Annotated in this window: 27 protein-coding genes, 1 tRNA gene and 1 pseudogene; 17 read left to right on the top strand and 12 right to left on the bottom strand. The window is 36.0% G+C overall.

Features of this window, described 5'->3' with window-relative positions; genetic code table 11:
* A pseudogene (locus H529_RS11535) lies at positions 1–309 on the top strand (hypothetical protein); the annotation flags it as partial.
* Between the two features lie 516 nt (positions 310–825).
* Here the strand turns inward: H529_RS11535 and H529_RS0100885 are convergent.
* The 3 genes from H529_RS0100885 to queC all read right to left on the bottom strand — a co-directional run bounded on the left by H529_RS0100885 (position 826) and on the right by queC (position 2,331).
* Entirely contained in the window at positions 826–1,239 is a 414-nt protein-coding gene (locus tag H529_RS0100885; protein WP_022854696.1) for a Fur family transcriptional regulator, read from the bottom strand.
* A 68-nt stretch (positions 1,240–1,307) separates the two neighbouring features.
* Positions 1,308–1,652 carry a YkgJ family cysteine cluster protein gene (locus tag H529_RS09590; RefSeq protein WP_022854695.1) on the bottom strand — a complete coding sequence of 115 codons (345 nt, stop codon included), beginning with the start codon at positions 1,650–1,652 and terminating at the stop codon, positions 1,308–1,310.
* Complete coding sequence (queC, locus tag H529_RS0100875; protein ID WP_022854694.1) at positions 1,645–2,331, bottom strand: 7-cyano-7-deazaguanine synthase QueC; 687 nt, start codon at positions 2,329–2,331, stop codon at positions 1,645–1,647. Before queC ends, H529_RS09590 begins: the two co-directional genes overlap by 8 nt.
* A gap of 209 nt (positions 2,332–2,540) precedes the next feature.
* On the opposite strand from queC, the gene argH reads away from it, so the two are divergent.
* From argH to H529_RS0100825, 10 genes are all read left to right on the top strand, one after another.
* Positions 2,541–3,941 (top strand): argininosuccinate lyase, encoded by a 1,401-nt coding sequence (gene argH / locus H529_RS0100870; protein ID WP_022854693.1) that lies wholly within the window; start codon positions 2,541–2,543, stop codon positions 3,939–3,941.
* On the top strand, positions 3,934–4,896 hold the full coding sequence (locus H529_RS0100865; protein ID WP_022854692.1) for a universal stress protein: 963 nt from the start codon (positions 3,934–3,936) through the stop codon (positions 4,894–4,896). Before argH ends, H529_RS0100865 begins: the two co-directional genes overlap by 8 nt.
* 21 nt (positions 4,897–4,917) lie before the next feature.
* On the top strand, positions 4,918–5,118 hold the full coding sequence (locus H529_RS0100860; RefSeq protein ID WP_022854691.1) for a DNA gyrase inhibitor YacG: 201 nt from the start codon (positions 4,918–4,920) through the stop codon (positions 5,116–5,118).
* 3 nt (positions 5,119–5,121) lie between these two features.
* Positions 5,122–6,042 carry an NAD(P)/FAD-dependent oxidoreductase gene (locus H529_RS0100855; RefSeq protein WP_022854690.1) on the top strand — a complete coding sequence of 307 codons (921 nt, stop codon included), beginning with the start codon at positions 5,122–5,124 and terminating at the stop codon, positions 6,040–6,042.
* Positions 6,039–7,157 carry an alanine racemase gene (alr, locus tag H529_RS0100850; RefSeq protein WP_081642230.1) on the top strand — a complete coding sequence of 373 codons (1,119 nt, stop codon included), beginning with the start codon at positions 6,039–6,041 and terminating at the stop codon, positions 7,155–7,157. Before H529_RS0100855 ends, alr begins: the two co-directional genes overlap by 4 nt.
* A gap of 3 nt (positions 7,158–7,160) precedes the next feature.
* On the top strand, positions 7,161–7,469 hold the full coding sequence (tatB, locus tag H529_RS09585) for a Sec-independent protein translocase protein TatB (RefSeq protein ID WP_022854688.1): 309 nt from the start codon (positions 7,161–7,163) through the stop codon (positions 7,467–7,469).
* Positions 7,447–8,157 (top strand): twin-arginine translocase subunit TatC, encoded by a 711-nt coding sequence (tatC, locus tag H529_RS0100840; protein WP_022854687.1) that lies wholly within the window; start codon positions 7,447–7,449, stop codon positions 8,155–8,157. The genes tatB and tatC (H529_RS0100840) overlap by 23 nt, the downstream gene beginning before the upstream one ends.
* A gap of 13 nt (positions 8,158–8,170) precedes the next feature.
* The gene (locus H529_RS0100835) at positions 8,171–9,493 is read left to right on the top strand and encodes a cofactor-independent phosphoglycerate mutase (RefSeq protein WP_022854686.1); all 1,323 of its coding nucleotides are present in this window, start codon (positions 8,171–8,173) and stop codon (positions 9,491–9,493) included.
* A 5-nt stretch (positions 9,494–9,498) separates the two neighbouring features.
* Positions 9,499–11,100, top strand: a complete 1,602-nt coding sequence (nadB, locus tag H529_RS0100830; RefSeq protein WP_022854685.1) for an L-aspartate oxidase — start codon at positions 9,499–9,501, stop codon at positions 11,098–11,100.
* An 86-nt stretch (positions 11,101–11,186) separates the two neighbouring features.
* Positions 11,187–11,387, top strand: a complete 201-nt coding sequence (locus tag H529_RS0100825) for a hypothetical protein (RefSeq protein ID WP_022854684.1) — start codon at positions 11,187–11,189, stop codon at positions 11,385–11,387.
* A gap of 1 nt (position 11,388) precedes the next feature.
* On the opposite strand, the gene H529_RS0100820 is transcribed toward H529_RS0100825, so the two are convergent.
* The 6 genes from H529_RS0100820 to H529_RS0100795 form a co-directional block, all read right to left on the bottom strand.
* Positions 11,389–12,024, bottom strand: coding sequence for an L-threonylcarbamoyladenylate synthase (locus tag H529_RS0100820; protein WP_022854683.1), 636 nt, complete (start codon positions 12,022–12,024; stop codon positions 11,389–11,391).
* Positions 12,005–12,772 carry a zinc ribbon domain-containing protein gene (locus tag H529_RS0100815; RefSeq protein ID WP_022854682.1) on the bottom strand — a complete coding sequence of 256 codons (768 nt, stop codon included), beginning with the start codon at positions 12,770–12,772 and terminating at the stop codon, positions 12,005–12,007. The genes H529_RS0100820 and H529_RS0100815 overlap by 20 nt, the downstream gene beginning before the upstream one ends.
* Positions 12,748–13,587: a Nif3-like dinuclear metal center hexameric protein gene (locus H529_RS11390; protein ID WP_022854681.1), complete on the bottom strand. Its 840-nt coding sequence runs from the start codon at positions 13,585–13,587 to the stop codon at positions 12,748–12,750. The genes H529_RS0100815 and H529_RS11390 overlap by 25 nt, the downstream gene beginning before the upstream one ends.
* 22 nt (positions 13,588–13,609) lie before the next feature.
* Positions 13,610–13,683 (bottom strand) — tRNA-Ile (locus H529_RS0100805).
* A gap of 65 nt (positions 13,684–13,748) precedes the next feature.
* Positions 13,749–14,507, bottom strand: a complete 759-nt coding sequence (tatC, locus tag H529_RS0100800) for a twin-arginine translocase subunit TatC (RefSeq protein ID WP_022854680.1) — start codon at positions 14,505–14,507, stop codon at positions 13,749–13,751.
* Positions 14,507–15,319 carry a phosphoribosylformylglycinamidine synthase subunit PurQ gene (locus H529_RS0100795; RefSeq protein ID WP_022854679.1) on the bottom strand — a complete coding sequence of 271 codons (813 nt, stop codon included), beginning with the start codon at positions 15,317–15,319 and terminating at the stop codon, positions 14,507–14,509. Before H529_RS0100795 ends, tatC (H529_RS0100800) begins: the two co-directional genes overlap by 1 nt.
* A 136-nt stretch (positions 15,320–15,455) precedes the next feature.
* Here H529_RS0100795 and H529_RS0100790 point away from each other — a divergent pair, with 136 nt between their 5' ends.
* Complete coding sequence (locus H529_RS0100790; protein ID WP_162138213.1) at positions 15,456–18,005, top strand: ChaN family lipoprotein; 2,550 nt, start codon at positions 15,456–15,458, stop codon at positions 18,003–18,005.
* A gap of 12 nt (positions 18,006–18,017) precedes the next feature.
* On the opposite strand, the gene H529_RS0100785 is transcribed toward H529_RS0100790, so the two are convergent.
* The 3 genes from H529_RS0100785 to H529_RS11085 all read right to left on the bottom strand — a co-directional run bounded on the left by H529_RS0100785 (position 18,018) and on the right by H529_RS11085 (position 20,311).
* On the bottom strand, positions 18,018–18,296 hold the full coding sequence (locus H529_RS0100785; RefSeq protein ID WP_022854677.1) for an HU family DNA-binding protein: 279 nt from the start codon (positions 18,294–18,296) through the stop codon (positions 18,018–18,020).
* A 95-nt stretch (positions 18,297–18,391) separates the two neighbouring features.
* Positions 18,392–19,201, bottom strand: a complete 810-nt coding sequence (gene mutM, locus H529_RS0100780) for a bifunctional DNA-formamidopyrimidine glycosylase/DNA-(apurinic or apyrimidinic site) lyase (RefSeq protein ID WP_022854676.1) — start codon at positions 19,199–19,201, stop codon at positions 18,392–18,394.
* A gap of 3 nt (positions 19,202–19,204) precedes the next feature.
* Positions 19,205–20,311, bottom strand: a complete 1,107-nt coding sequence (locus H529_RS11085; protein WP_022854675.1) for an AI-2E family transporter — start codon at positions 20,309–20,311, stop codon at positions 19,205–19,207.
* A gap of 82 nt (positions 20,312–20,393) precedes the next feature.
* Here H529_RS11085 and H529_RS0100770 point away from each other — a divergent pair, with 82 nt between their 5' ends.
* Genes H529_RS0100770 through H529_RS0100750 form a run of 5 tightly spaced genes read left to right on the top strand, consistent with a single transcriptional unit; the run spans position 20,394 to position 23,498 of the window.
* Complete coding sequence (locus H529_RS0100770) at positions 20,394–20,765, top strand: FmdB family zinc ribbon protein (RefSeq protein WP_022854674.1); 372 nt, start codon at positions 20,394–20,396, stop codon at positions 20,763–20,765.
* A 1-nt stretch (position 20,766) separates the two neighbouring features.
* Positions 20,767–21,039, top strand: coding sequence for a DUF1844 domain-containing protein (locus H529_RS0100765; protein WP_022854673.1), 273 nt, complete (start codon positions 20,767–20,769; stop codon positions 21,037–21,039).
* Between the two features lie 13 nt (positions 21,040–21,052).
* Positions 21,053–21,895 carry a 4-(cytidine 5'-diphospho)-2-C-methyl-D-erythritol kinase gene (gene ispE / locus H529_RS09575; RefSeq protein WP_022854672.1) on the top strand — a complete coding sequence of 281 codons (843 nt, stop codon included), beginning with the start codon at positions 21,053–21,055 and terminating at the stop codon, positions 21,893–21,895.
* 14 nt (positions 21,896–21,909) lie between these two features.
* Entirely contained in the window at positions 21,910–22,866 is a 957-nt protein-coding gene (locus tag H529_RS0100755; RefSeq protein WP_022854671.1) for a ribose-phosphate pyrophosphokinase, read from the top strand.
* A 32-nt stretch (positions 22,867–22,898) separates the two neighbouring features.
* Positions 22,899–23,498 carry a 50S ribosomal protein L25/general stress protein Ctc gene (locus H529_RS0100750; protein ID WP_022854670.1) on the top strand — a complete coding sequence of 200 codons (600 nt, stop codon included), beginning with the start codon at positions 22,899–22,901 and terminating at the stop codon, positions 23,496–23,498.
* Positions 23,499–23,500: the final 2 nt, after the last annotated feature.

Genomic DNA, 23,500 nt, shown 5'->3' with positions numbered 1-23,500 from the left:
TTATTGGAAAATTTTTTTGTTCCTTCAATGAAAGTGAAGCATAAGGTAATAGATGAGAGAGGTAGAGTGATAAAGAAGGTTTATGATCAGGCGAAGACGCCATACCAGAGGATCATGGAGAGTTCAGCTGTGCCCGAGGAAGTAAAAGAAGCTTTAAAGGAACATTATAACAGGTTATCCCTGGTAGAATTAAAAAAGAAACTTGATGAATTGCTTATCCGATTATTTGGAGGTAAAATGAAGGGGAAAATTTTTCAGGGACAGAAAAATGATCTAACTAATCAACATTTCAGGGACATATATTTTTGATCTAACACGGATTTAGAACCCAAATTTGCCGGTAAAGAATAAAATCAAAAATCTTTCTAATTTTTATCCAAATATTATGTATTTTCTACTCCCTTTTCTACCTACAACTTTTTCTCTTTCAAATTTTCCTGATTTTGAAATTATTATCCCATATACATTTTTAAACTCCCAGATATGGGCTCTCCCTATAAGGATAGGGAGGATAGGTTGAATATATTGCCAGGCGGTGTAACCTCTGTTTGAACCAGGTAAAGGTATTATGTTGGTCTATTAAGGTTTTTATTTTCGGAGTTTTTGAGGAAGGCATCAACAAGAGCAAGTTCTGAACGAGGGGTGATAGGTTAGGTAGTTTTTAGGATTTTGAAGTTAAGAGAGTTTTGTGGCATGATGGCACCCTCTTAGATTTAGAGGGTTTTTTCACCCAATGGGTGAAATTATAAATCGTTTAGAGTAATTGGAAAATGGGGAGAGCATGGATGATTATAAATTTTTATCGGCAAATTAGGGATATTAACTTTAGTTTTTTCTATCTTTACACTCAGGACAAAGCCCGATAAACACTACTTGAAAGTCTTCAACCTCACAGTTTTGAATCTCCTTAGGTAACGGAAAATTTATTTCTTGAGAAATGTCTATAACCTTTTTACAGTATTTACAGACAAAGTGGTGATGGGTATGGGTAAAGGGGTCAAATCTTTTCTTGTAAGGGTCTACTATGATCTCTTTGATAAGTCCCTTTTTTACCAACACGTCTAAGGTGTTGTAAACGGTGGCAAAAGACATGCTTGGAAAATTTTTCTTTAAAGAATTATAGATGTCTTCTGCTGAAGGGTGTTCCTTGTTTCCTTCTAAGTATTCCAGGATGGCAATCCTTTGAGGGGTTAGTTTTATCCCTAAACTTTTGTAAAATTCTAACCTTTTTTCATCCATCTTTCCTCACCTCAACAACTTATTTTCTATTATTTTAAAACATTTTTTAATTTGTTCAAGGTTTAAATTTATAAAATTTTAATTCCTATACAATAATTTTTCAACGTTTCTAAGGTTGAAGGGTCTTTGGATAGTGCCTCTATCAGAGGCCATTCTTTACATTTTTTAGGTTTTACCGGATGTATCGTACAGAGTTTTTCTTTTTTATCAAAGAAGATACAATAACCATCCTTGGTTTTCATCTCAACCCTGTATTTCCCGACCTTAACTGTATACTTTTCTCTAAAGACTTCCTCTGGGAGGTTTAAAAATTGGGCTATTCTAAGAATTTCTTCTTGGGTTAAAGAGACGGTGCTTTCTCCTTGGCAACAGGTACCACAACGTTGGCAGGTAAAACCTTCTAACTTAAGCATATTCTATCGGGTCCTCTATACCGGCTTCTTTAAAGGCTTTAAGCCTTATTTGACAAGAGTCACATCTTCCGCAGGCTTTTTCCGTTTCTCTGTAGCAAGACCAAGTGAGATGAAAGGGGGTATTAAGTTTTATACCAAGCTCTACGATTTCTTTTTTAGACAGATGAATAAGAGGGGTTTCTATCATAATTTTTGTCTCAGGTTTGGTTCCAAGGTTTGCTGCCTGGTTAAAGGCCTTTATAAATTCGTTTCTACAGTCTGGATACCCGGAAAAATCTATTTCGTTTACTCCTATAAAGATCTTCTCTGCTCCTATCACCTCAGCCCAGGCTACTGCTAAACTTAGAAATACTCCGTTTCTAAAAGGTACGTAGGTAGAAGGAATTTCCTGTGTGTTTGAAGACTCAGGAATTTCAATTTCCTCTGAGGTAAGGCTTGAGCCACCGATTATTTTAAAAAAAGGTAGTTCTACTACTAAATATTTTTGAGGTTTAAAGTGGTCAACCAACCGGTAAAAACATGCAAGTTCTTTTTTAGCAGCCTTTTGCCCATACTGAAAATGTAGAAAAGCCAAGGCATGTTCTTGGGCTGCAACACTTGCACATACAGCACTATCCATCCCGGCACTTAACAAAATCACAGCCAGTTTTTTTTTCTGCTCAGTTATTTCTAATGACATTTTATTTCCAAAAAAAAATTTTAAGAAACAAATTTATTTTATCATATTCCCCTTGGATTTCAACCACAAAAACAGAGTTTGTGCCTTTTTTAAATTTGTTAACTATAGCATCTAAAGGATTACAAGATATTTAGGATAACTGCTTTTAGGTTATAATTTCAAAATTATCAGGTTTATTTTTTTTAAAAGAAGGTTAAAATAAAATGATTATGGGGGGGATTGAGGCAAAACCTTGGGGAGGTAGGTTTCAAGAAGAAGTTGATAAATTTTTCGAAGAATTTTCAGAATCCATATCCTTTGATCATGAGTTAGCCTTGTATGAGATCAAGGCAAGCCTTGCCTATGCTGAGGCTTTGAAAGAGGCAGGGGTTCTTTTAGAAGAGGAATGTCTTACTATCAAAAAGGGTCTTCTTGAAATAGAGGAAGAAATAAAAGCAGGACTTTTTCTCTTTCGTAAAGAATATGAAGACGTTCACATGAATATAGAGAAGGCCCTTTTTGAAAAAATAGGAGAAGTAGCTTATAAACTTCATACAGGAAGAAGCAGAAACGAGCAGGTGGTAACAGATTTCAGACTGTATTTAGCTGACCGGGTAAAAGAAATAAAGATAGAATTAAAAAGTTTGATGCAAGCGACTGTAGACAAGGCAGAGGAATATTATGGAGTTATAATGCCTGGTTTTACCCACCTTCAGCATGCCCAGCCAGTTCTTTTTTCTCACTGGATCATGGCTTACTATGAGATGATGAAATATCATTTTCAGAGGATAGAAGACTACGAAAAACGGCTAAAGATTTGTCCTCTTGGTAGTTCTGCTTTTGCAGGTTGTGCCTTTGGGATAGACCGAAAAAAGCTTGCAGAGAAACTTGGTTTTGTAGAGCCAACCCAAAATAGTGTGTTTGCTGTTAGTTCAAGGGATTTTGCGTTAGAGCTTCTTTTTGTGTTAAGTGTTATAATGTTAGACCTTTCTCGTTGGTGTGAAGAGCTTATCATCTGGATGAGCCCTGAATTTTCCTTTATCGACCTTCCTGACAGGTTTTGTACCGGAAGTTCTCTTATGCCTCAAAAGAAAAATCCTGACGGAGCTGAGCTTATTCGTGGAAAGGCCTCTTCAGTAAACGCAGCTTTTAACCAACTTTGGGGTTTGATGAAAGGTCTGCCTTTAAGTTATAACCGTGATATGCAAGAAGATAAACCTCCTGTTTTTAAGGCTGTTAAGACTACCTGGCAATGTTTAAGGCTTATGTCTTTGATGGTCTCAGGTTTAATCCTAAAGAAAGAAAACATAGAAAGGTATCTTTCCCAAGGGTATCTTTTAGCTACCGAACTTGCCGACTATCTGGTAAATAAAGGTATCCCCTTTAGGAATGCTCATCATATAACCGGACAGATCGTTTATTATGCAGAAAAAGAGAAAAAGAACTTAGAAAATTTAACCCTTTCTGAGTTTAAAGCCTTTTCTGATAGGATAGAAGCAGATGTATATAACTGGCTTACCATAGAAAATGCTATAAAAAGAAGAGAGATCTTGGGTGGGACAGGTTTTAACGTGGTAAAACAAGCGATAGAATCTGCTAAAAAAGACCTTTCTGAAAAGTTTAATGTTTAATCAAACCCAACCTGAAGAAAGACAAGAAATTAGCAAGGTGATTCCTCATGTATTACTTTGTTATGATGGTAGTCCATCAAGTTATCGTGCTTTATCCTATTTAAAACAGGTTTTTTATCAAACCGAGCTAAACATAACGGTCCTTAAACTAATAGAACATCCAGATAAAACTTCATCCCAGTGGGAAACAAGTTTGATGAAGAAGTTTAAAAGAGAAGATGAGATAGAAAAAAAAGCTCGTGAAGTTTTTTTAAATACAGAAAAAGAGTTAAAAAACGTGGTTAGTTCTTTAGAAAAGTATGTCAGGGGAAAGGTGTTTTTTAAGGTCCAATTTCGGGTAGGGCCCTTGGCAGAAGATATCTTAAGGATAGCTCGGGAAAATCTTTTTGATGGTATTGTGGTAGGAAGAAGAGGTCTTTCTAAGCTTAGTACCTATTTTATAGGGGGAGTGACTCATAGACTACTTGAAAAGTGTTGTCTACCAATTTGGTTAATCAGAGGAGAACGATGGAATAAAAAATTTTTAGTAGGCTTAGACCTTGGAGAGATGGGTTTAAGGGTGGTTGATTATATAAGTTTTATCCTTTCTTTTCATCCAGAGGCAGAGATTACCTTTTTTCACATTTTTTATCCTTTTTCCTCTAAAAAAAGTTTCGAAGGTAGTTTTTCTGAGGCTTTAAAGGAGTTAAAACATCCTGAATATCAGGATTTTTTAACCAAAGCCAACAATCTTATCTTAGAAAATGGTCTGCCTAAGGAAAAAATTAGACTTATAATGAAAAGAGGTTTTTTGGGGCCTGCGGCAGAGATCATCAAAATGGCTAAAAAAGGGGATTATTCTACTATAGTACTTGGAAGAAGAGGAATGGGAGGTTTAACCAAGTTTTTCTTAGGTTCAGTAAGTCATAAAGTAACTACCTATTTTGAGGACCGGGCGGTTTGGTTGGTAATATAAATCAAGCATAGGTAAAAACCAATGAAATGTCCCATCTGTCATAAAAAGATAAAGTTAAAAAACAATCCCTATCGTCCTTTTTGTTCTAAGGAGTGTAAACTTGCAGACCTTTACAACTGGCTAAAGGAGGAGTATAAAATAAGAGAAGAAAAGGAATGGCTGGAGAAGCCTTTACCTCAAGAGGAAGTTTACGTAGACAAAAAAATAAAAGATAGAGGATAAACAATGACATTTAACTATGATTATGAGATTGCCATCATAGGTGTAGGTCCTGCTGGAATTCAGGCGGGATTGCACGCTTGCAGAAGGAAACATAAGGTGGTTTTGTTAGGAAAAACCGAAGAAAGTGCTCTTTGGTCGGCACATATAGAGAATTACTTTGGGTTTTCTGAAAAGGTAGACGGTAAGGTTTTACTTGAAGAAGGTCTAAAGGCAGTGAAAAAGTTTGGGGTAGAGCTTATTTTGGAAGATGTGGTTAGTATAGAACCTTTAGACTTGGGTTTTAAACTGGTTACCGAAAAGGAAAGGGAGATCACCTCTCTTTCACTTATCCTTGCTATGGGAGTTAAGAGAAAAAAAAGGGTATTTAAACAAGAAGAAAAGTTTGTAGGGAAAGGGGTTTCTTATTGTGCCGATTGTGATGCCTGGTTTTATAGAGGAAAGAAGGTGTTGGTTATAGGAGACGGTAGTGCCGCAATCCATGGGGCTAAAACCTTAAAAAAGTTTGCAGATAAAGTTTATTTTTATGGGTTAAAACCTGTATCTGAAGAATCTTTTTCTGAATTGATAGTTGCTAATATAGAGGTTTTAGAGAAAAAACCTGTAGAGATCATGGGAGATAACGAGGTAAAAGGAGTTGTTTTTGAGGATGAGACTCAGTTGGAGTTAGATGGGATTTTTATAGAGATAGGTGCTAAAGGTCCGATAGAACTTCTTGCCCCTATTGGGGTTGAGCTTGACCCTGAAACATTTAGTTATGTAATAGTAGACAGAAAGATGCAAACCAACGTCCATGGGGTGTTTGCCTGTGGAGACCTTACAGGTCCTCCACTTCAGTTAGCAAAGGCTGTAGGGGAAGGATGTGTAGCAGGGCTTTCTGCCTCTGATTATGTAAAACAGGTTTTAAAGAACTTAAAGGAGGGATAAAAATTTTCTGGTATAAAAAACTGGAAATCTCTTTAGGAAACATAAAAAAGAACTTAAGGGCCTTAAAAAGGTTTTTACCTGAAGGTACTAAGGTTCTTCCTGTTATCAAAAATGATGCCTATGGGCATGGGCTTATAGAGGTTGCTAAAACCCTTTCAGAAGAAGAGATTTGGGGTTTTGGGCTCTCTGAACCTCAGGAGGCTTTTCTTTTAAGAGAGGCTGGTTTTAGGCAACCTTTATTACTGCTTTCTGGTTTTGAAAAAAGCTGGTTAACCTATATGTTTGAACTTGAGATAACTCCGGTGGTTACCAGTTTTGAGTCCTTAGAATGGCTGGAAGAGGAGGCTAAAAAAAGGCAACAAAAGGTGGCTTTTCATCTAAAAGTAGACACAGGGATGCACCGGTTTGGGGTGAAAATAGAAGACCTTCCCATATGCATTGAGAAACTTAGAAACACCGATTTTTTATCCTTAACAGGGCTAATGACTCATCTTTCTTGTTCTGAAAAACCTGATTCAGAACTAACCCAACTACAACTTACTAATTTTAAAAAAACTTTAGAATTACTTAAGCAAAACAACCTCAATCCTACTTTTATCCATTTTGCCAACTCAGGAGGGATTATCTTTTTATCTGAAAAGGGAAATTTGGTAAGACCAGGGGTTAGTCTTTACGGAGGTTATCCAGACCTTTCTGCCCGAGATAAAATCAAGTTGTATCCTGTGATGACCTTAAGGTCTCGTATCGTTGAGTTAAAGAGGTTGCGTAAAGGAGATTACGCCGGATACGGTCCTACCTTTAAAGCAGAGAGAGAAACCCTCTTAGGGGTGGTGCCTGTAGGTTATGGAGACGGCTATTTAAGAAGTTTAGGAAACAAGGGATTCGTTTTTTTTAGAAATCGAAGGGTCAAGGTAGTAGGGACTATCTCTATGAAAGCACTTTACGTGGATTTAACTGAGGTTGAGAGCCCTCAAGTAGGAGAAGAAGTCATCCTTCTTGGTGGAAAAAATCGAGAAGTTCCTGCAGAGGAGTTGGCAGCCCTTGGCGGGACTATCTGTTATGAGTTTTTTTGTAGCTTAGGAAGGTCTATACCCAGGGAATACAGGCAGGATTAGGTTATGTTTAACATAGGTTTTTCAGAATTGGTGGTCCTTTTCCTGGTTGCACTTATCGTTCTTGGTCCTGAGAGGCTGCCTGAACTGGGTAAATTTTTGGCTAAACTTTCTATAGAGCTTAGAAAAAGTATAGAAGAGATTAAAAGAGAACTTGAGGTTGATGAGGTTGGGAAGGAGTTGACTGAGGCTAAAAAGGAGATAGAACATCTAAAAGAAGAGACAACCTCGGTGATAGACGTTCCTATAAAAGAAATTTCTCAAGAACCTTTTAAAGTCCTTGATAAAAAAGATGAGCAAGATAAACCTTCCTAAAATCTTAGCGGTAGATGTTTTAGCTAAAATAAGAAGAGAGATAATCCTTTATGGCCTGATCTTTTTAGGGTTGTGGTTAGGTTTTTTTTTAGCCTTACCTTATCTATTTCCTTATCTACTTTTTCCTTATTTTAAGGTCATTCAAGGACAGCCTTTAGTCTTTACCTCCTTGGAAGAGGCCCTTTTTGTTTTATTGCGTGCCTCTTTTTATCTGGCTCTTATCGTAATTTTACCTTTTTTCCTTTTAAAGGTTTGGAAGGTGATCTCTTCAGAGTTTTACGAGCCTGAGAAGGTTTTTTTTAGAAAGGTTTTTTTTCTTTCTTTAGGACTGGCTTTGATCGGGCTTTGTGTAGGATATTTGGTTTTTGTTCCTTTTCTTATAAAGATTTTTCTGTTTTTTGGAAGCAACTTCGAAGCCAATCTTAAGATTAACTATTTTTTATTTTTTATCTTAAGGGTTCTTCTTTTTTCGATAGTGTTTTTTCAACTTCCCTTGCTTTTTGCCTTGCTTATTAAAGAGGAAATCGTTACCAAAGAGTTCTACCAAAAACGGAGGGTTTATTTTCTTGGCTTTTTTTATGGGATATCTTTGTTGATTGCACCTACGGATTTTTTTTCTCAGGTCTTGTTAACCTTGATTTTTTTCTTATTTTTTAAACTATCCTTTGTTTTAGCTAAGATTTTTTAACAGGAGGTTTTTTATGGGAAGAAAAAAGAAAAAAGAGGCGGTGGATTTGGAGCAACACAGTTTAGATAAAAGGGAATTGCATGAAGAAAGTTTAGAAGGTTATAAGTATGTGATGATTATAGGAGATGGTATGGGAGATTTTCCGGTTCAAGAACTCGACTGGAAAACTCCTCTTGAGGTAGCTATCACTCCTGGTATGGATTTTATAGCCTCTTACGGTATGATAGGACATTGTCAGACCGTTTCTCCAGGAATGCATCCAGGTTCAGACGTAGCCATTATGGGGCTTTTAGGCTACCCTCCAGAAGAAAAATATACTGGAAGAGGGCCTATAGAAGCCGCGAGCCGTGGAATTGTCCTAAAACCTGAAGATGTAGCCTATAGATGTAATCTGGTAACCCTTAAGCTTGAAGGGGAAGAACTTATCATGGAAGACTATTCTGCTGGGCATATCTCTACAGAAGAGGCTGTAGAGTTGATTGAGGCCATCAATCGGAACATCTCTAACGAAAAGATAGAAATTATACCTGGAGTCAGCTATAGACATATTTTGATCTGGAGAGGAGGTTCCGGTGGCTTGCATACTTACCCTCCTCATGATCTTTTAGGTAAAAACGTGTGGTTTGCCTTTAGTTCCTATGATGAGGAACCTTTTTTAAAGGATTATATTCTAAAAGCTATAGAGATTTTAGAAAAACACCCTATCAATCAGAGAAGGAAGATGGAAAATCTTCTTCCTGCTAATGCTATCTGGCCTTGGGGACAGGGTAGGACTCCGACCTTAGAACCTTTTGAGGAAAAATGGCAGCTTAAAGGTGCGGTGATTTCAGCCGTAGACTTGATAAAAGGGTTGGCTGTACTTTCTGGGATGTCGGTTATAAACGTGCCAGGGGCAACAGGATATTTAGATACCAACTATGAAGGTAAGGTAGATTATGCAGTCGAAGCATTAAAGGAATATGACTTTGTGGTGATCCATGTAGAGGCTCCTGACGAGGTTTCTCATGAAGGTTCTCTTGAAAAAAAGATTAGAGCCATAAATGAGTTTGACCGTAGGGTTGTAAGATATTTTATGGAAAGAATTATAGAGATTACAGATAAATATAGAATTCTTGTTTGTTGTGACCATCTCACACCTATCTCTATCAGGACCCATTCATCAAAGCCTGTACCTTTTGCGATTTTTGATTCTGTAAGAGATAAAGAAAAGAAAAAGGACTTAAAGTTTTGTGAAAAAGAAGCCTATCGTTCACCTTATTACATAAAGTCTGGACCAGAACTTCTCGAGATCTTCCTCCAGAGAAAACCAAAAATAGAACATCAAAGAGAGAAATAAAAGAAATGGAGATAAAAAAAACCGATGTTTTGATCGTAGGTACAGGTATTGCAGGTTTAAGTTTAGCTTTAAAATTAAAGGATTTAGGACATATTACTGTACTTGCTAAAAAGAGGGTTTTTGAAACAGCAACTTCTCTTGCTCAAGGTGGAATTGCCTGTGTTATGGGAGAAGATGATAGTTTTGAGTTGCATATTCAAGATACGATGATAGCAGGGGACGGAATATGTAAAAGAGAGACAGTAGAGTTGGTGGTTAAGTCTGCTCCTGACAGGATAAAAGATCTTATAACCTGGGGAGTTTCTTTTGACAGAGACCCTGAAAATCCTCAAAAATACCATCTAACCCTTGAAGGAGGCCATTCAAGGAGACGGATCCTCCATGTAGGAGATTATACAGGAAGGGCTATAGAAAAGACCTTGCTTGAAAGAGTTTTTGAAGAACAAAATATAGAAATTTTAGAAAACCATTTTGTAGTAAAGATTCTTGGAGACAAAAAAAGAGGAAGTTCAAGGCCTAAGGTGATAGGTGGATTAGTGCTTGACCTTAATCAATCCAAACCTCTAATAATACTCGCTAAGGTGATAGTACTTTGTACGGGAGGGGTAGGTAAAGTCTATCTTTACACCAGTAATCCTGATACCTCAACCGGTGATGGGATTGCGATGGCTTATTCTTTAGGATGTAGGGTTGCTAACATGGAGTTTATTCAATTTCATCCTACCTGTCTTTATCACCCTAAAGCTAAGAATTTTCTAATTTCAGAGTCCTTAAGAGGAGAGGGAGCGGTTTTGCTTAACGCCGAAGGGAAAAGATTTATGCATAAATACGACCCGGTAAGAAAAGAATTAGCCCCAAGAGATGTGGTGACCCGAGCGATAGACATGGAGTTAAAAAAGACCGGTGCTGAGTGTGTCTATCTTGACATTACCCATTTACCTTCGGACTACGTAAAAAAGAGGTTCCCACAGATCTATGAAACTTGTTTGAAATATGGGATAGATATTACCTCTCAACCTATCCCTGTAGTGCCTGCTGCTCATTATCTTTGTGGAGGGATTTATACCAATCTTTGGGGTCAGACTGACATCCCTAACCTTTTTGCCGTGGGGGAATGTGCCTATACAGGTCTTCATGGAGCAAACCGATTAGCCTCTAATTCTCTTTTAGAAGGCATCTGTTTTGCTCATCAAGCAAGTCTTAAAATCAGAGAACTTTGGCCTGAAATCAGGGAAACCTCCTTTACCTTACCTAAGATAAAAGACCCTATCATCAAAGAAATCAAGGAAGAGATGGTGTTTATTTCTCATAACTGGGATTTGATCAGAAAGGTGATGTGGGATTTTGTAGGTATAATAAGAAGTTTGAAGATGTTGGAGTTTGCGAGAAAAAGACTTGAGTTTATTCAAAGAGAAATAGAAGCCAACTGGGAAGGACTTTACTTAAACCTTGACGTGATGGAACTCAAAAATCTGTGTATGGTGGCTGAAATCATCATAAAGTCTGCTCAAGCCCGTCTGGAATCTCGTGGGACTCATTATTTGATAGACTATCCTGAAAAAAGGGTAGAGTATCTAAAGGAAACAGTTCTTACGAAAATTAAATAAAAAAGTTAAAAAATTGGCGAAAATTAGCTTTACAAAATGAAAATTTTTGATAAGATTAATAAAAATTGAGTGTGCAGGAGGTTAGGGTGAAGGTTATTTTTGACCCAGATATTCCAGAAGAGTTAAAGGAAGATATCATAAAAGCAATAGAAGAGGAAAATGTAGGAGAGATATGTAAAGTATGTGGGGGGGATACCCTTTATGTAGCCCTTTTAGAAGGGGTGTTAGATGTTAAATGTTACGAATGTGGCCATTCATATATAGAATTAGAACTGGCTGAGGAGTAGTTTAGAGAAATAAATTTAAGATGTTTTTAAAAGGTATAGCACCAGCTCTAATCAAGGAAAGTTGATTATTTACCACAGAAACTACCGTAGATGGAGAAGTCGCTTCTAAATAGCCATAATCGACTATAAAGTCAAGATCTGGAAGTTGTTGTATAACTTCTTCAGGAGAAGTACAAGGAGATTTTTCTGAAAGGTTAGCACTGGTTCCGGTTATAGGTTTACCAAAGGCCTGGATAATGGCCTTTACTACCGGAGAAGAGGAAAGCCTTATCCCGATGGTTCCTGTTCCTGCGGTTAGATAATCAGAAAGGTTTTTTTTAGCTGGAAAAACTATGGTTAAAGGTCCTGGCCAGAATTTTTCTATAAGTCTCTCTGCAATCGGAGGAATTTCTTCTACTAAAAAATAAAGTTGTTCTCTCTCTCCTATAAGAAGAAGGATCGGTTTGTGTTGAGGCCTATTTTTGAGTAAAAAAAGTTTTTCTAAGGCCTTATCTGAAAAAGGGTCTGTAGCCAGACCATAAAAGGTTTCTGTAGGAATAGCACCTACACCCTGTTTTTTTAAAAATTGGGCAGTCTGGTTAGCAATATCTTCCAGATTAGAAAGGTCTTTTTTAAGTTTAAGAAGCTGAGGAGGCATCTTTTTCTTCTAAGGCTGGTTCGGAAGGTTCTTCCGGTAGATAAAACTTTTTAAAAAAGATCAGTCTTTTACAGTGGGGACATTCGTAGTATCTATTATCTCTTTGGATTTCATTATAGAGTTGCGGAGGTATGGCCATATGGCATCCTTCACATACATAGTTATCGACCGGGGCTATTCCTATTCCTCCTTTTCTTTCCCTTAAAAGCTCGTATTTTTTTAAGAGTCTGGCAGGTATTTTTTTACTTAAACTTATCCTTTGTTCTATAAGTTTGGCCTTTTCCTGATTTAGCTGGTTACAATAATCATCAAACTTTTGTTTTTCCTGGTTAAAAATTTCTTCTACCTTGGCAAACTCCTCTTCTAATTTTCTTTTTTCTTGTTCTAACTTTTCTATCTCTTCCATCAACTTTAAGATTTCTTCTTCTTTTTGTTTGTTAGCCTTTTTGATTTCTTCTATCTCTCTTAAGAGAAGCTGATATTCTCTGGTACCTCTTATCTGGACTAATCTTGCCTGGGTGCTTTTAAGCCTTTGGTATTCCTGTTTTAATTCCTCTTCAAAAAGGTTTTTTTGTTTGGTTTTTTCTTCTATCAGGTTTTTAAAATGTTCTATTTTGTTGAACAACTGATCTTTTTCTTTTTGTGCTTTTTGAAGACTTTGAGGTATTTCTTGTACGGCTTTTTCTATCTTAAGGATTTCTAAGTCTAAGTTTTGAAGCTCTATCAATCGCAGAATTTCCTCTTGCATTTATTCTCCTCCGTCAATAATATTTGATATGGACTAGGTTCTCTAAAAATTTCTATTTTGAGATTAAGGTTATAAGAAGTTATAAATTTAACCAGAGATGTTTTTAACCAGTCAAGTACCAAACCTTCTGCTATTCCATGGTCTATGACTATAAAATTAAACCCTTCTTCTAAAGAATCTTTTGCTACGTGGTATTTTACGTCTGAGGTTATCAGGGTGTTAATCCCTAAGTTCTTAAGCTCATCTTTTAAAAAAGCCCCTGAACCTCCACATACCCCAAAGGCTTTGATAGGGGTCTCTAAGTCTCCTACCACCATCACCCAACTTTTAAGAACTTTTCCTAATTTTTTAGCTAAGTCTTGCAGTTTAATAGATTTTTTTAAATATACAACCCTTCCTAATCCAAAAACTTTTTGATTTTTTTCTTGCAAAGAGATAAACCGTTCCCCTTTGAGATTTAAAGCCCTTAAGATTGCCTCTGAGACCCCTTCTTCTATCTTGTCTAATGGTGTGTGCCATGAGATAAGATTTATCTTTTCTTGGATTAACCGATAGATAAGATGGCCTTTAGGGTCTTCTTTTATTATTTGGGTTAGAGGTTTAAAAATAAACGGATGATGACTTATAATAAGATTAAGTCGGTTTTCCAAAGCATAATCTATGGCCTTAGAGGTAAGGTCTACAACCAAGAGAACCCCAGAAACTTCATCTTCAAAAGACCCTACCTGTAGACCATTATTATCTTGTGGTTCTGCTATGGTAAGTGGAGCAAGTTGATTTAAAAAGTTATAAAAGTCTTTTGTTTTAAAAGACATATAGATTATATGGATTTTTAAATGGGCCCGCCAGGACTCGAACCTGGGACCTTCCGGTTATGAGCCGGTGGCTCTAACCAGCTGAGCTACGGGCCCATTATATATTTAACAAAAATAATATAATTTATTTGTTTGTCAAGGTGGTTAAGGGTTTAATAAAATTAATCGTTTTCTTTAGAAGATTCTAATACTTCGTTTTGAGTGTTTTCTAAAAGATTCCTTCTCAGCAAAAACCTTGAAAGGAAAATTCCTAACTCAAAGAGTACATAAAGAGGAATGGACAAAAGGGCCATATTAAAGGCATCTGGAGTTGGGGTTATAACCGCAGAAAGCACAGCTATACCAAAAAAGATTTCCTTGCGATACTTGGTGATTTTATAGGGATTTAATATTTTGGTTAGAGACAAAAAGGTTAAAAAAAGAGGGAGCTCAAAGATTAGCCCAAAGGCAATCACAAAAAAAGAAAAAAAGTTAACAAAATGCCCTAAGGAAATGGAAGGCTCTATTTTTTCTGTGCGAAAGGAAAGCAAAAACCTTATTCCATAAGGTAGGGTAATAAAATAGGCAAACACCACCCCCAAATAAAAAAGACCCAATCCCAATAGATAGAACATCCAAAAAAACTTTTTTTTTAAATTGAAAATCAAGTTCAAAGCATTTAAAATAAGATAAAAAATAAACGGAAAAATGACTAAAACAGTTAAAACCAAGGAAAATTTTAAAAAGGAGGTAATAGGTTCTGACAGGCTATAGAAAACAAACTTTTGTTGGTAGGTATGTTGAAGAAAATTAAGTATATAAGGAGAGGCTAAAAAAAAACCTATGTAAAGAGAGATAAAGAAAAAAAGGATTAAGAAACTTTTTTTCTTCCAAAAGGTTAAGAGATATTTGAGAGATTGAGCTATTTTTTTGGTATACATTAAAGTAAGTTGGCTTTAACCCAGTTTACTGCATTTTTAAAGATTTCAAGCCCAGCTACTGTTAGGTTCTTTTCTCGAGTCCAACGAGGATGGTTGGTAAAATGGTTAAAGGCTTCTGGGTGAGGCATAAGTCCAAAAATACGTCCGGTAGGGTCTGTTAAACCAGCCACGGCTTCAACTGCCCCGTTAGGGTTGTAGGGATATTCTAAGGTGGGTTTTCGGGTTTCAGGGTGGATATATTGGAGGGCAATAAGTCCTTGAGATTTTATCTCTTCAAGCACTTTTTCGTCCTGAGGGATAAATTTACCTTCTCCATGCCTTACCGGAAGGTAAAGTTCGTCTAAACCTTCTAAAAAGATACATTTGGTTTGTGGGTTTACTTTCAGATAAACCCATCTGTCTTCAAACTTACCTGAGTCGTTATAGGTAAGGGTAACCTTTCTTTCTCCTAAGTATTTTCCTCCTGGTAAAAGCCCCATTTTCACCAACAGTTGAAATCCATTACATATTCCTAAGATAAGCCCTCCTTTTTTCAGAAAAATCATAAGTTTTTCCCAGAGATAAGTCCCGTCTTTTAGTTTTAAATGTTTAAACCTGTGGGCACAAGCCTGAGCACTCCCTAAGTGATCTCCGTCTAAGAAACCCCCAGGAAAACAGATGATTTGATAATCAAGAAGGTTCTTTTCTCCAGAAAAGATTTCAGATAGATGAACTATCTCAGGGTCTCCTCCCGCAAGTTTAAAAGCATAGGAAGTTTCTACTTCACAGTTTATACCATATCCCCATAGAACAAGAACTCTTGGTTTTTTCATAGCCTTTACAAATCTCCTGAGTTAAGTTATAGTGTTTTTAATTATATTTCAAGTTTTTTATTTTTCAAAAAGGGAAAATATGGCAAACTGGAAAACAGCTTTTTTTCTTTTATTATTAATAGTTTTGGGGGTGTTTTTGTGCCCTTTTTGGTCTTACGGAGCTTATTTGCATCTCAAAATGGATTTAGAGTTAAAACCCAATGCTATAGAAGGTAGCTTGCAAACAGTTTTACAGGAAAAAAAGATTCAAACCTTTGAGACAGAAGGGCTTCATTTCAAAGAAGCCATTTTAGATGGGAAACCTTTTTCTTCAGTACCTTTTAAAGAATCGGCTTTAACCTTTTTGGCTGAAAAGCCAAACAGCCCATTATTTTTATATTTCGAAAAATCTGTAAATTTTACCGTGGTTCCTTTTAATTTCATAGACCGGTTTATCCCCTTACCTAGGGAGCCCTTTACTTATGAAATTACTTTAAAGGTTCCAAAAAAACTAGGATATTTTGCGCTAATCCCCTCAGAGGATTACGAAGTAAAAGAAGAAGGGGGATTTTTGCTATATAAGTTTAAAAACCTAAAACCGATAAAATCTCCGGTTTTAATTCTTTCGAAAGAACCTTTTGTCTCTTCAGTTTTAACCTATAAAAATTTGAAAATTTCTCTGTATTCCTTAGATAACAACAAGGTTTTCTCTAAAGAAGAGGTTTCTTCTTGGTTTCAAAAAGTTAAGCCTGCTTTAGCAGCTTTAGATAAGAAATTTTCTGAGGTTTATCCATTTTCTAAGCTTTTTGTGTTCTTGATAAAGGATCAGGAACCTAAGTTAGATTATTCAAATACTCTTTTGGTTAATTCTTCAATTTTGGATGACCCTTGGGAGTTTAGCGCTTTAGTGAACGAAAAACGTTTGAAAGAAGGGGTTTTTTACCAAGAAGATCAAAGGGTTAAAGGACTTGCCTTGTTTTTTAAAGATGTTGCTCAGGGAAAAGTGGAATTGCGAAAAAAAATACTCAGCACCTCATCTTTAGAAAGCAAAAGTTTTTTTTACTTTTTAGAACTTAAGCAAAGATTAGGAGAGGAAGTCCTTTTAAGTAGACTAAAACATTTTTACGAAACCAAACTTTTTATCCCTCAATCTTTTGAAGACCTTTTAACTTATCTAAAGTCTTCTTTCCCGGAAGTTTTTGTTTCCTTTTCGGATTTTTCTGTGTTTAAAAAGCTCTATCTCAGAGGAGAGGTAGTATTTTTGCAACCTAAGGAAGGAGGCTACGAATTAACCTTAGCTTTAATCAAGTCTACATCTCCACATACTCTTACTCCAAACGAACGTGAGGTGGTGGTTAAATTTTCTGTGGTGTGTAAAAACGTGACTTATTCTTTTGTAAAAAATGTGACAAGTCCTTACCAAATCGTTCAGGTTTGGGTAAAAGAAAGACCTGAAGAGATATATTTAGACCCAGATTATACTGTATGGAGGGTTTTAGAAAAAAAAGAAGAATATGTGGGGTTGGATAGGCTATTAGAAAATCCAGGGGTTTTGGTTTATCCTGAAGAGGAGTTTTTACTTTATCAAAAAATAATAGAGGTTTTTAGGAAAAAGGGATATAAAATATTACCGGTTAAAGACCCTTCTCAAGTTGTTTTGGATGAGGCTAAAAACGTGGTTTATTTACATAGATTTCCTTTTCCCTGGATGATAAAGCATATAGACCAGGGAGTATATTTTAAGTTAGTTCCTCAACCTTTTGAAAAAGATGGGATGTTAGGTTATTTTTTTTCCTCTTCAGTAAAGGAAACGGAGCTTGTAGTTAATCTTTGGCATAGCTTGAATTCTTTAACTGAAGGATGGATAAAATCAGGCAAGATATTTTCCAAAAAAACCTTAGATTCTCAACAAGGGATTTTAGTTCCTGTAAGGCTTAAACCGGAGGGGTTTTATACCAAGACTTCTATTACTACTTTCGAACTTGCGCTCCAACTGTCTAATACTCAGCTGGTCTTGATAGGAGAAGAAAGACAAAATCCAGCTTCTGATTTTACTCAATTTTATCGAGAATTTTTAGAAAACCTGCATCAACTAAACGATAATCTAATAATCACTTTAGACTTACCTTCTTCCTATCAATCTTTGATAGACCAGTTTCTTGAAAATAAAGTTTCTGCAGAATACCTGAAAAAAGAACTCTCAAAGGTAGAAGTAGGGGTTAATCTTGAGAACCTAATTGAAGTTCTAAGGTTTGCTAAGATCAAAAAAATAAAGGTTTTAGCCATAGGGGTAGAAGAGAGTCTGTTTCAAAAGGTACTTGATAAAGGAATTTTCAGCCTTTCTCAAGAGGAAATCTCTAATCTTCCAGAAATGGACTTGATGAACCCACTTTTTAAAAGCTATCTTTATGAAAAGTATCAGCAGAAAACACAGTCTTTCCCTCCTTTTGAACATTTTTATCAAGCCCATCTCTTAAAAAAAGAAGCTCTGACAGAAAATTTACTTAAGGTTCTTGAAGAATATCCAAACTTTCAAACCATTCTTATTACGACTAAAGAGGAAATTAGTACTGTTTCTGGTATTACTCAGGGATTACAAAAGAAAAACTTTTTGAATTTTAAAAAGATAATTCTTGACAACCAAAAAAGATTGTCTACAGAAACAGGAGATTATTTGTTTAACGGGGGAGAAAGCAGCCCCCGTTAAATTTAAACCTTTTTATGCTTTAGAAGCGGCATCTTCTAATTTTTTGCCTGGCTTAAACTTAACCACCTTTTTAGCAGGGATTTTGATAGGTTTGCCTGTTCTGGGGTTTCTTCCTTCTCTTTCAGCTCTTTTTAACACTTGAAAGGTTCCAAAACCAACCAATACTACTTTGTCTCCTTTTGAAACTGCTTCTTCTACAGCTTCCATAAAAGCGTCTAAGAGCTTTTCAGCAGTAGACTTAGGTACTTCTGCGATCTCTGCCATCCTTTTTACGAGGTCTGCCTTGTTCATAATTCCCTCCTTTAGAAGAATTTTCTTATTTTTCAATTTTATAAAAGATTATTCTTTTTTTGTCAAGGGTAAAACCCAAGTTTTTGTCGCTTTTTTTAAGATTGGCAGGTTTGACAGAAGGTGGTCCCTCTTTGATTGAGTTTTAGGTATTGAAAAGGTTTTCCACAAAAAGGACATTTTTGCCCTTTTTTGCCGTAAACCAGATGTTCTTCTTGAAACTTGCCTTCTTGTCCAAAGGCATCTAAATAATTTTTTATCGAAGAACCCCTCAATTCTATAGCCCTTCTAAGGAGCATTTTAATGGTATGGTAAAGCTTCGCTACCTCTTTATGGCTAAGCGAACAGGCTTTTCTTAAAGGATGTATTCCAGCCCTAAAAAGGGCTTCGTCTACATAGATATTTCCAAGTCCTGCAATTTTTGTTTGGTCTAAAAGCAAGGATTTAATCGGTTTTGAAGAACCTTGAAGGATAGAAGCAAATTTTTCTTGTTTTATTTCTAACGCATCTTCTCCTAAATTTTCTATCTCTTTAGGAAAATGGGGTAGGGCAAAGGTTTTTATTTTCCCAAACTTTCTTATGTCAAAGTATCCCAAGATTTCGTTTTCAAATTTTAGGAGCAGTCTTAGAAATTTATAGGGTGGTTGGTTAAGACAGTGTTTTAAGAGAATTAAGCTTCCAGTCAAACCAAGGTGCCATAAAAGACCTTTTTTCTCAAAAACAAACAAAAGATATTTCCCCCTTCTTTTTATGTCTAAAAGTTTTTCTCCTTCTATGCTAAGTGCACTTTCAAAAGATATTTTTTTAGTAAATCCTGGGTCTAATATCTCGATTTTAACCAGTTTTTGATGTAAAAGCTTTGGTTTTAGTTGATCTCTTATAGTTTCTACTTCAGGAAGTTCAGGCATAGGCTATTCACTTTGATCAGGATAGGTGAAGCTATCTAAGTGGTTAATCAAGTGAGTTTTGTAGATGTCTATGATCGAGAGAAAAAGTGCTAAGATAATAGGCCCTAAAAAGATTCCTAACACACCAAATTTTACGATCCCTCCAAGCACTGAAAAGAAGATGAGAAGGTTGTGGATTTTAGTTTTTCCACCGATTAAAAAGGGTTTTAGGAAGTTGTCCAAGTTAGAAATGATAACTCCACAAAAAACCAAAAGGATCACCGCTTTTATATAACTTCCTACCAAGAATAGATAGGCAACCAAAGGTCCCCAAATAAGGAAAGTTCCGAAGGCTGGAATGAAAGAGGCTAACATTGTAAGAAAGGCCCAGAAAAGATTATGGGGTATTCCCAGGACAGAATAGATAAAAAAGGCTAAAATTCCCTGGATAAAAGCAGTAAGAACGTTGCCGTATAAGACTCCTTTTAAAATCAAACCAATTCTTTGTAACATTTTTTGTTTTTCTTGGTTTTTACCAGGTATAAGGCTGACTATTTCTTGAATCACTTTTTCTCCGTCTATCAAAAAATAATGTAAAGTAAGGATGGTAAAAGCTAACTGAAACCCAAAGGAAAATAAGAATTTAGCTAAATTGGTTATAGAAAAAACCCCTGCCTGAAGGATAGAGGATATTGCTTGAGTGATTTTTTCTTGGATTTGAGGAAGATAAGGTTGTATATAATATAATAGTTTAGTAAAAAAGGCATAGATTTTAGGGTATTTTTTTAGTTGTTCGACAAAATCATAAAGGCTCTGGTTGGCAATAGGTTTAACCCAGTCTAAGATAGAAAGGATCTGCTGGTAGAGGTTAAAAAGGATGGCTGAAAAAGGTCCTATTACAAATAGGATTAGAAAAAAGAGAACTATAAAAGAAGATAGATTTTTACGTTTAAGTTTTTGATAGATTTTTTGATAGCAAGGATATATAAAAAAAGCAATGATACCAGCCCAGCAAATTATAGAAAAAAGAGGGCTTAACAGATAGACAAATCCAGCGATGATAAGAAAAGCTAAAAGAAGGGAAATAAAAAGCCCTACTTTATGATAAAAAGTTTCTCTATCGATCTTCATCTTTCTTTCAGTATAGCTTAGGTTATATTTTTCTCAAGGTTTTTTATGTTGTAAACTTAAAAATAGATATTATAATTAAACTATGCCGATTTATGAGTTTAGATGTGAAATGTGTGGAGAAGTTTTTGAGAGTTTACAGAGGATAGATGAAGACTATCCTCCATGTCCTAAATGTGGAAGTTTAGAGGTAATGAAACTTCCTTCTATCTTTGGGTTTCAAGACAGGATATCTCAAAAATCTCAAAGAGAGGTGTCTATCCTTAAAAGAGCCAGAGATTATTTGATAGACGGTAAGGTAGGGGAGGCACGTCGTTTTTTGGAAAAAGCCAAAGAGTTTCATCCTTCAGAAAGGGTAAAAAAACTCTCCGACCTTCTTTCTGAAAGAAAGGCAGTAAAAACAGGATATGCAACTCAGACTGAATATGTAATTACCAAAAAGAAGGAGAAAGGATAAAATGGGTAAAGAGCAGGATGACCTCTTTTCAAACTTAATTACCTTTAGTACGTTTATCCTTTCTCTAAACACTGCTGCCCTTATCCATTTGGGAGAGCTTCCAAACCCCTTAACCAACAAAAAAGAGGTAAACCTTCTTTTAGCTAAACAAACTATAGATACGATTGAGATGCTAAAAGAAAAAACTAAAGGTAATCTTACTTTAGACGAAGAACGTTTGATTAATGCTATGCTTTATGAGCTAAAACTAAAATTTTTGAAAGTTTCAGATTAAAGGTCCTATCTTTATGAAAAAATATCTCTTTTTATCTCCAGCAAAGCTAAACTTAGTTTTGCAAGTGATAAGTCGGAGAGAGGATGGATACCATAATCTTTATACGATTTTTCAGAAAATAGACCTTTTTGATGAGATAGAAATCAAAAGAGGGACCTTAGATTTTAGGTTAGATTTTGTTTCTGACAAAGGCAATATTCCTCTGGAAGAAAATTTAGTTTATAAGGCTTATATGAAATTTAAAGAAACTTTTAGGATTAACGAAAAACACCATATAAGGGTAAAAAAGACTATCCCCATGGGAGCTGGCTTAGGAGGGGGAAGTAGTAATGCTGCTACCATACTTAAAGGTTTAGCCTATATTTATGGTATAGACCAGGAAGATCCGTCATTGTATAGAATAGCTAAGAGTTTAGGGGCAGATGTGCCTTTTTTTTTAAGTCCTTATGTTGCAGCTATAGGTGAAGGCATAGGAGAGGTCTTAATGCCTTATCCTTCTTTTCGAGCTTGGTATCTACTTATTTGTCCTAACTTTGAAATAAGCACCAAGTGGGCTTATCAAAATTTAGGATTGACAAATTCAAAAAATCCTGTTTATTATTCTACCGAAGTCCCTCCCTGGAGACATCCTCAGGGACTTATAAATGATTTTAAGGCTTTAGTTTTTGAGAAGTTTCCGTTTTTAGGAGAACTTGAAGCTAACCTTAAAAATTTTGGATGCTGTGCCGTTAGTCTTAGTGGCACAGGTCCAACAGTTTTTGGGGTTTTTGAAAAGGAACTTCCTTTTTATGTTTATGAATCCTTAAAAAGAACGTTTAAGGAAGCCAAAATATTTTTAGTTCAAAATTTGGAGTAGGTTAGGGGAGCAAGATGGGAGGATATAACTTTAAAGGGATTTGTGTGCTTTCTGGGAATGCTAATCCAGAGTTGGCAGAAAAGATTTGTAGTTTTTTAAACATTCCTTTAGGTAAAGCGGTAGTAAAGCGTTTTAGTGATGGAGAGATTTTTGTTGAGATTAAAGATAACATAAGAGGGGCTGATGTTTTTATCATCCAACCTACTTGTCCACCTGTAAACGAAAATTTGATGGAACTTCTTGTCATGATAGATGCAGCTCGTAGGGCTTCAGCAAGAAGGATTACTGCGGTTATTCCTTATTATGGATATGCAAGGCAGGATAGAAAAACAGCTCCAAGAACTCCTATTTCAGCCAAGTTAGTAGCTAATTTGATAGTCGTAGCAGGGGCAAGAAGAGTTTTAACTGTTGACCTTCATGCTGGACAGATCCAAGGTTTTTTTGACATACCTGTAGATCATCTTTATGCCTTGCCGGTTTTTTTAAAGCACATCAAGGAGAATTTTTCAGGAAAAGACTTAGTTATCGTTTCTCCTGATGCCGGTGGGGTAGAGAGGGCAAGAGAATATGCCAAAAGACTGGAAGCCTCTATCGCTATCATAGATAAAAGAAGAGAACGTCCTAATGAAAGTGCTGTCATGCATATTATAGGAGAAGTAAAGGATAAAATAGCCATCATCATAGACGATATGGTAGATACAGCTGGTACTATGTGTCAAGCAGCTGATGCTATCATAGAAAGAGGAGCTTTAGAGGTTTATGGAATGGCAACCCATCCTGTACTTTCTGGTAAGGCTTTAGAAAGGATTGCTAATTCTTCGTTGAAAGCTCTTTGGGTAAGTGATACCATACCGTTAAGAGAGGAAGCAAAGGCTATAGGTAAGATAAAGGTTCTTTCTTTGGCGGGTTTATTGGCAGAAGCTATAAGAAGAATAAATACAGATGAGTCTATAAGTTCCCTTTTTGTATAAAATTTTGTTAATTAAAAGGAGGAGGAGATACAATGAGGCAGGTGAGTTTATCCGCGGTTAAAAGAGACAAAACCGGTAAGGAATGTGCTAAAAAGTTGCGTAAACAAGGTTTGATACCAGCTATAGTCTATGGACATAATTTTGATCCAGTTTCTATCTCGGTAAAAGCTAACGAACTTGAAAGTATTTTGCATAAATACAAAGGTGAAACCTTACTTTTTAACTTGGAGGTTCAAAACGGAGAAAATCAGAGAATACAGGCAATTTTAAAAGATTATCAACTCCATCCTGTTACCGACAAGATTATTCATCTTGATTTTGTAGCGATTAAAGAGGGAGAAACCGTAAGTATAGACGTACCTTTAGAGTTTGTAGGACGTCCAGTAGGGCTTACTAAAGGTGGAGTAATCGAAATTTTTATGCATGACCTTACGGTAGAGTGTCTTCCTTCTAACATCCCTGATAAAATCCAGGTAGAAATATCTAACTTAGATTTAGGAGACGTTTTACATGTGAAAGATATAAGAGTTCCTGAAGGAGTAAAAGTCTTAGATAATCCTGAGGATACCGTGATTACCATCGTAGCTGAAGGTGGGGAAGAAGAGGGGGCTTCTACAGAGGAATCTGAATAGTT

The sequence above is a fragment of the Thermodesulfobacterium thermophilum DSM 1276 genome, assembly GCF_000421605.1.
Taxonomy (GTDB): domain Bacteria; phylum Desulfobacterota; class Thermodesulfobacteria; order Thermodesulfobacteriales; family Thermodesulfobacteriaceae; genus Thermodesulfobacterium; species Thermodesulfobacterium thermophilum.
The sequence above is the reverse complement of the archived record's forward strand: the minus strand, read 5'-3'. Positions and strand labels throughout refer to the sequence as shown.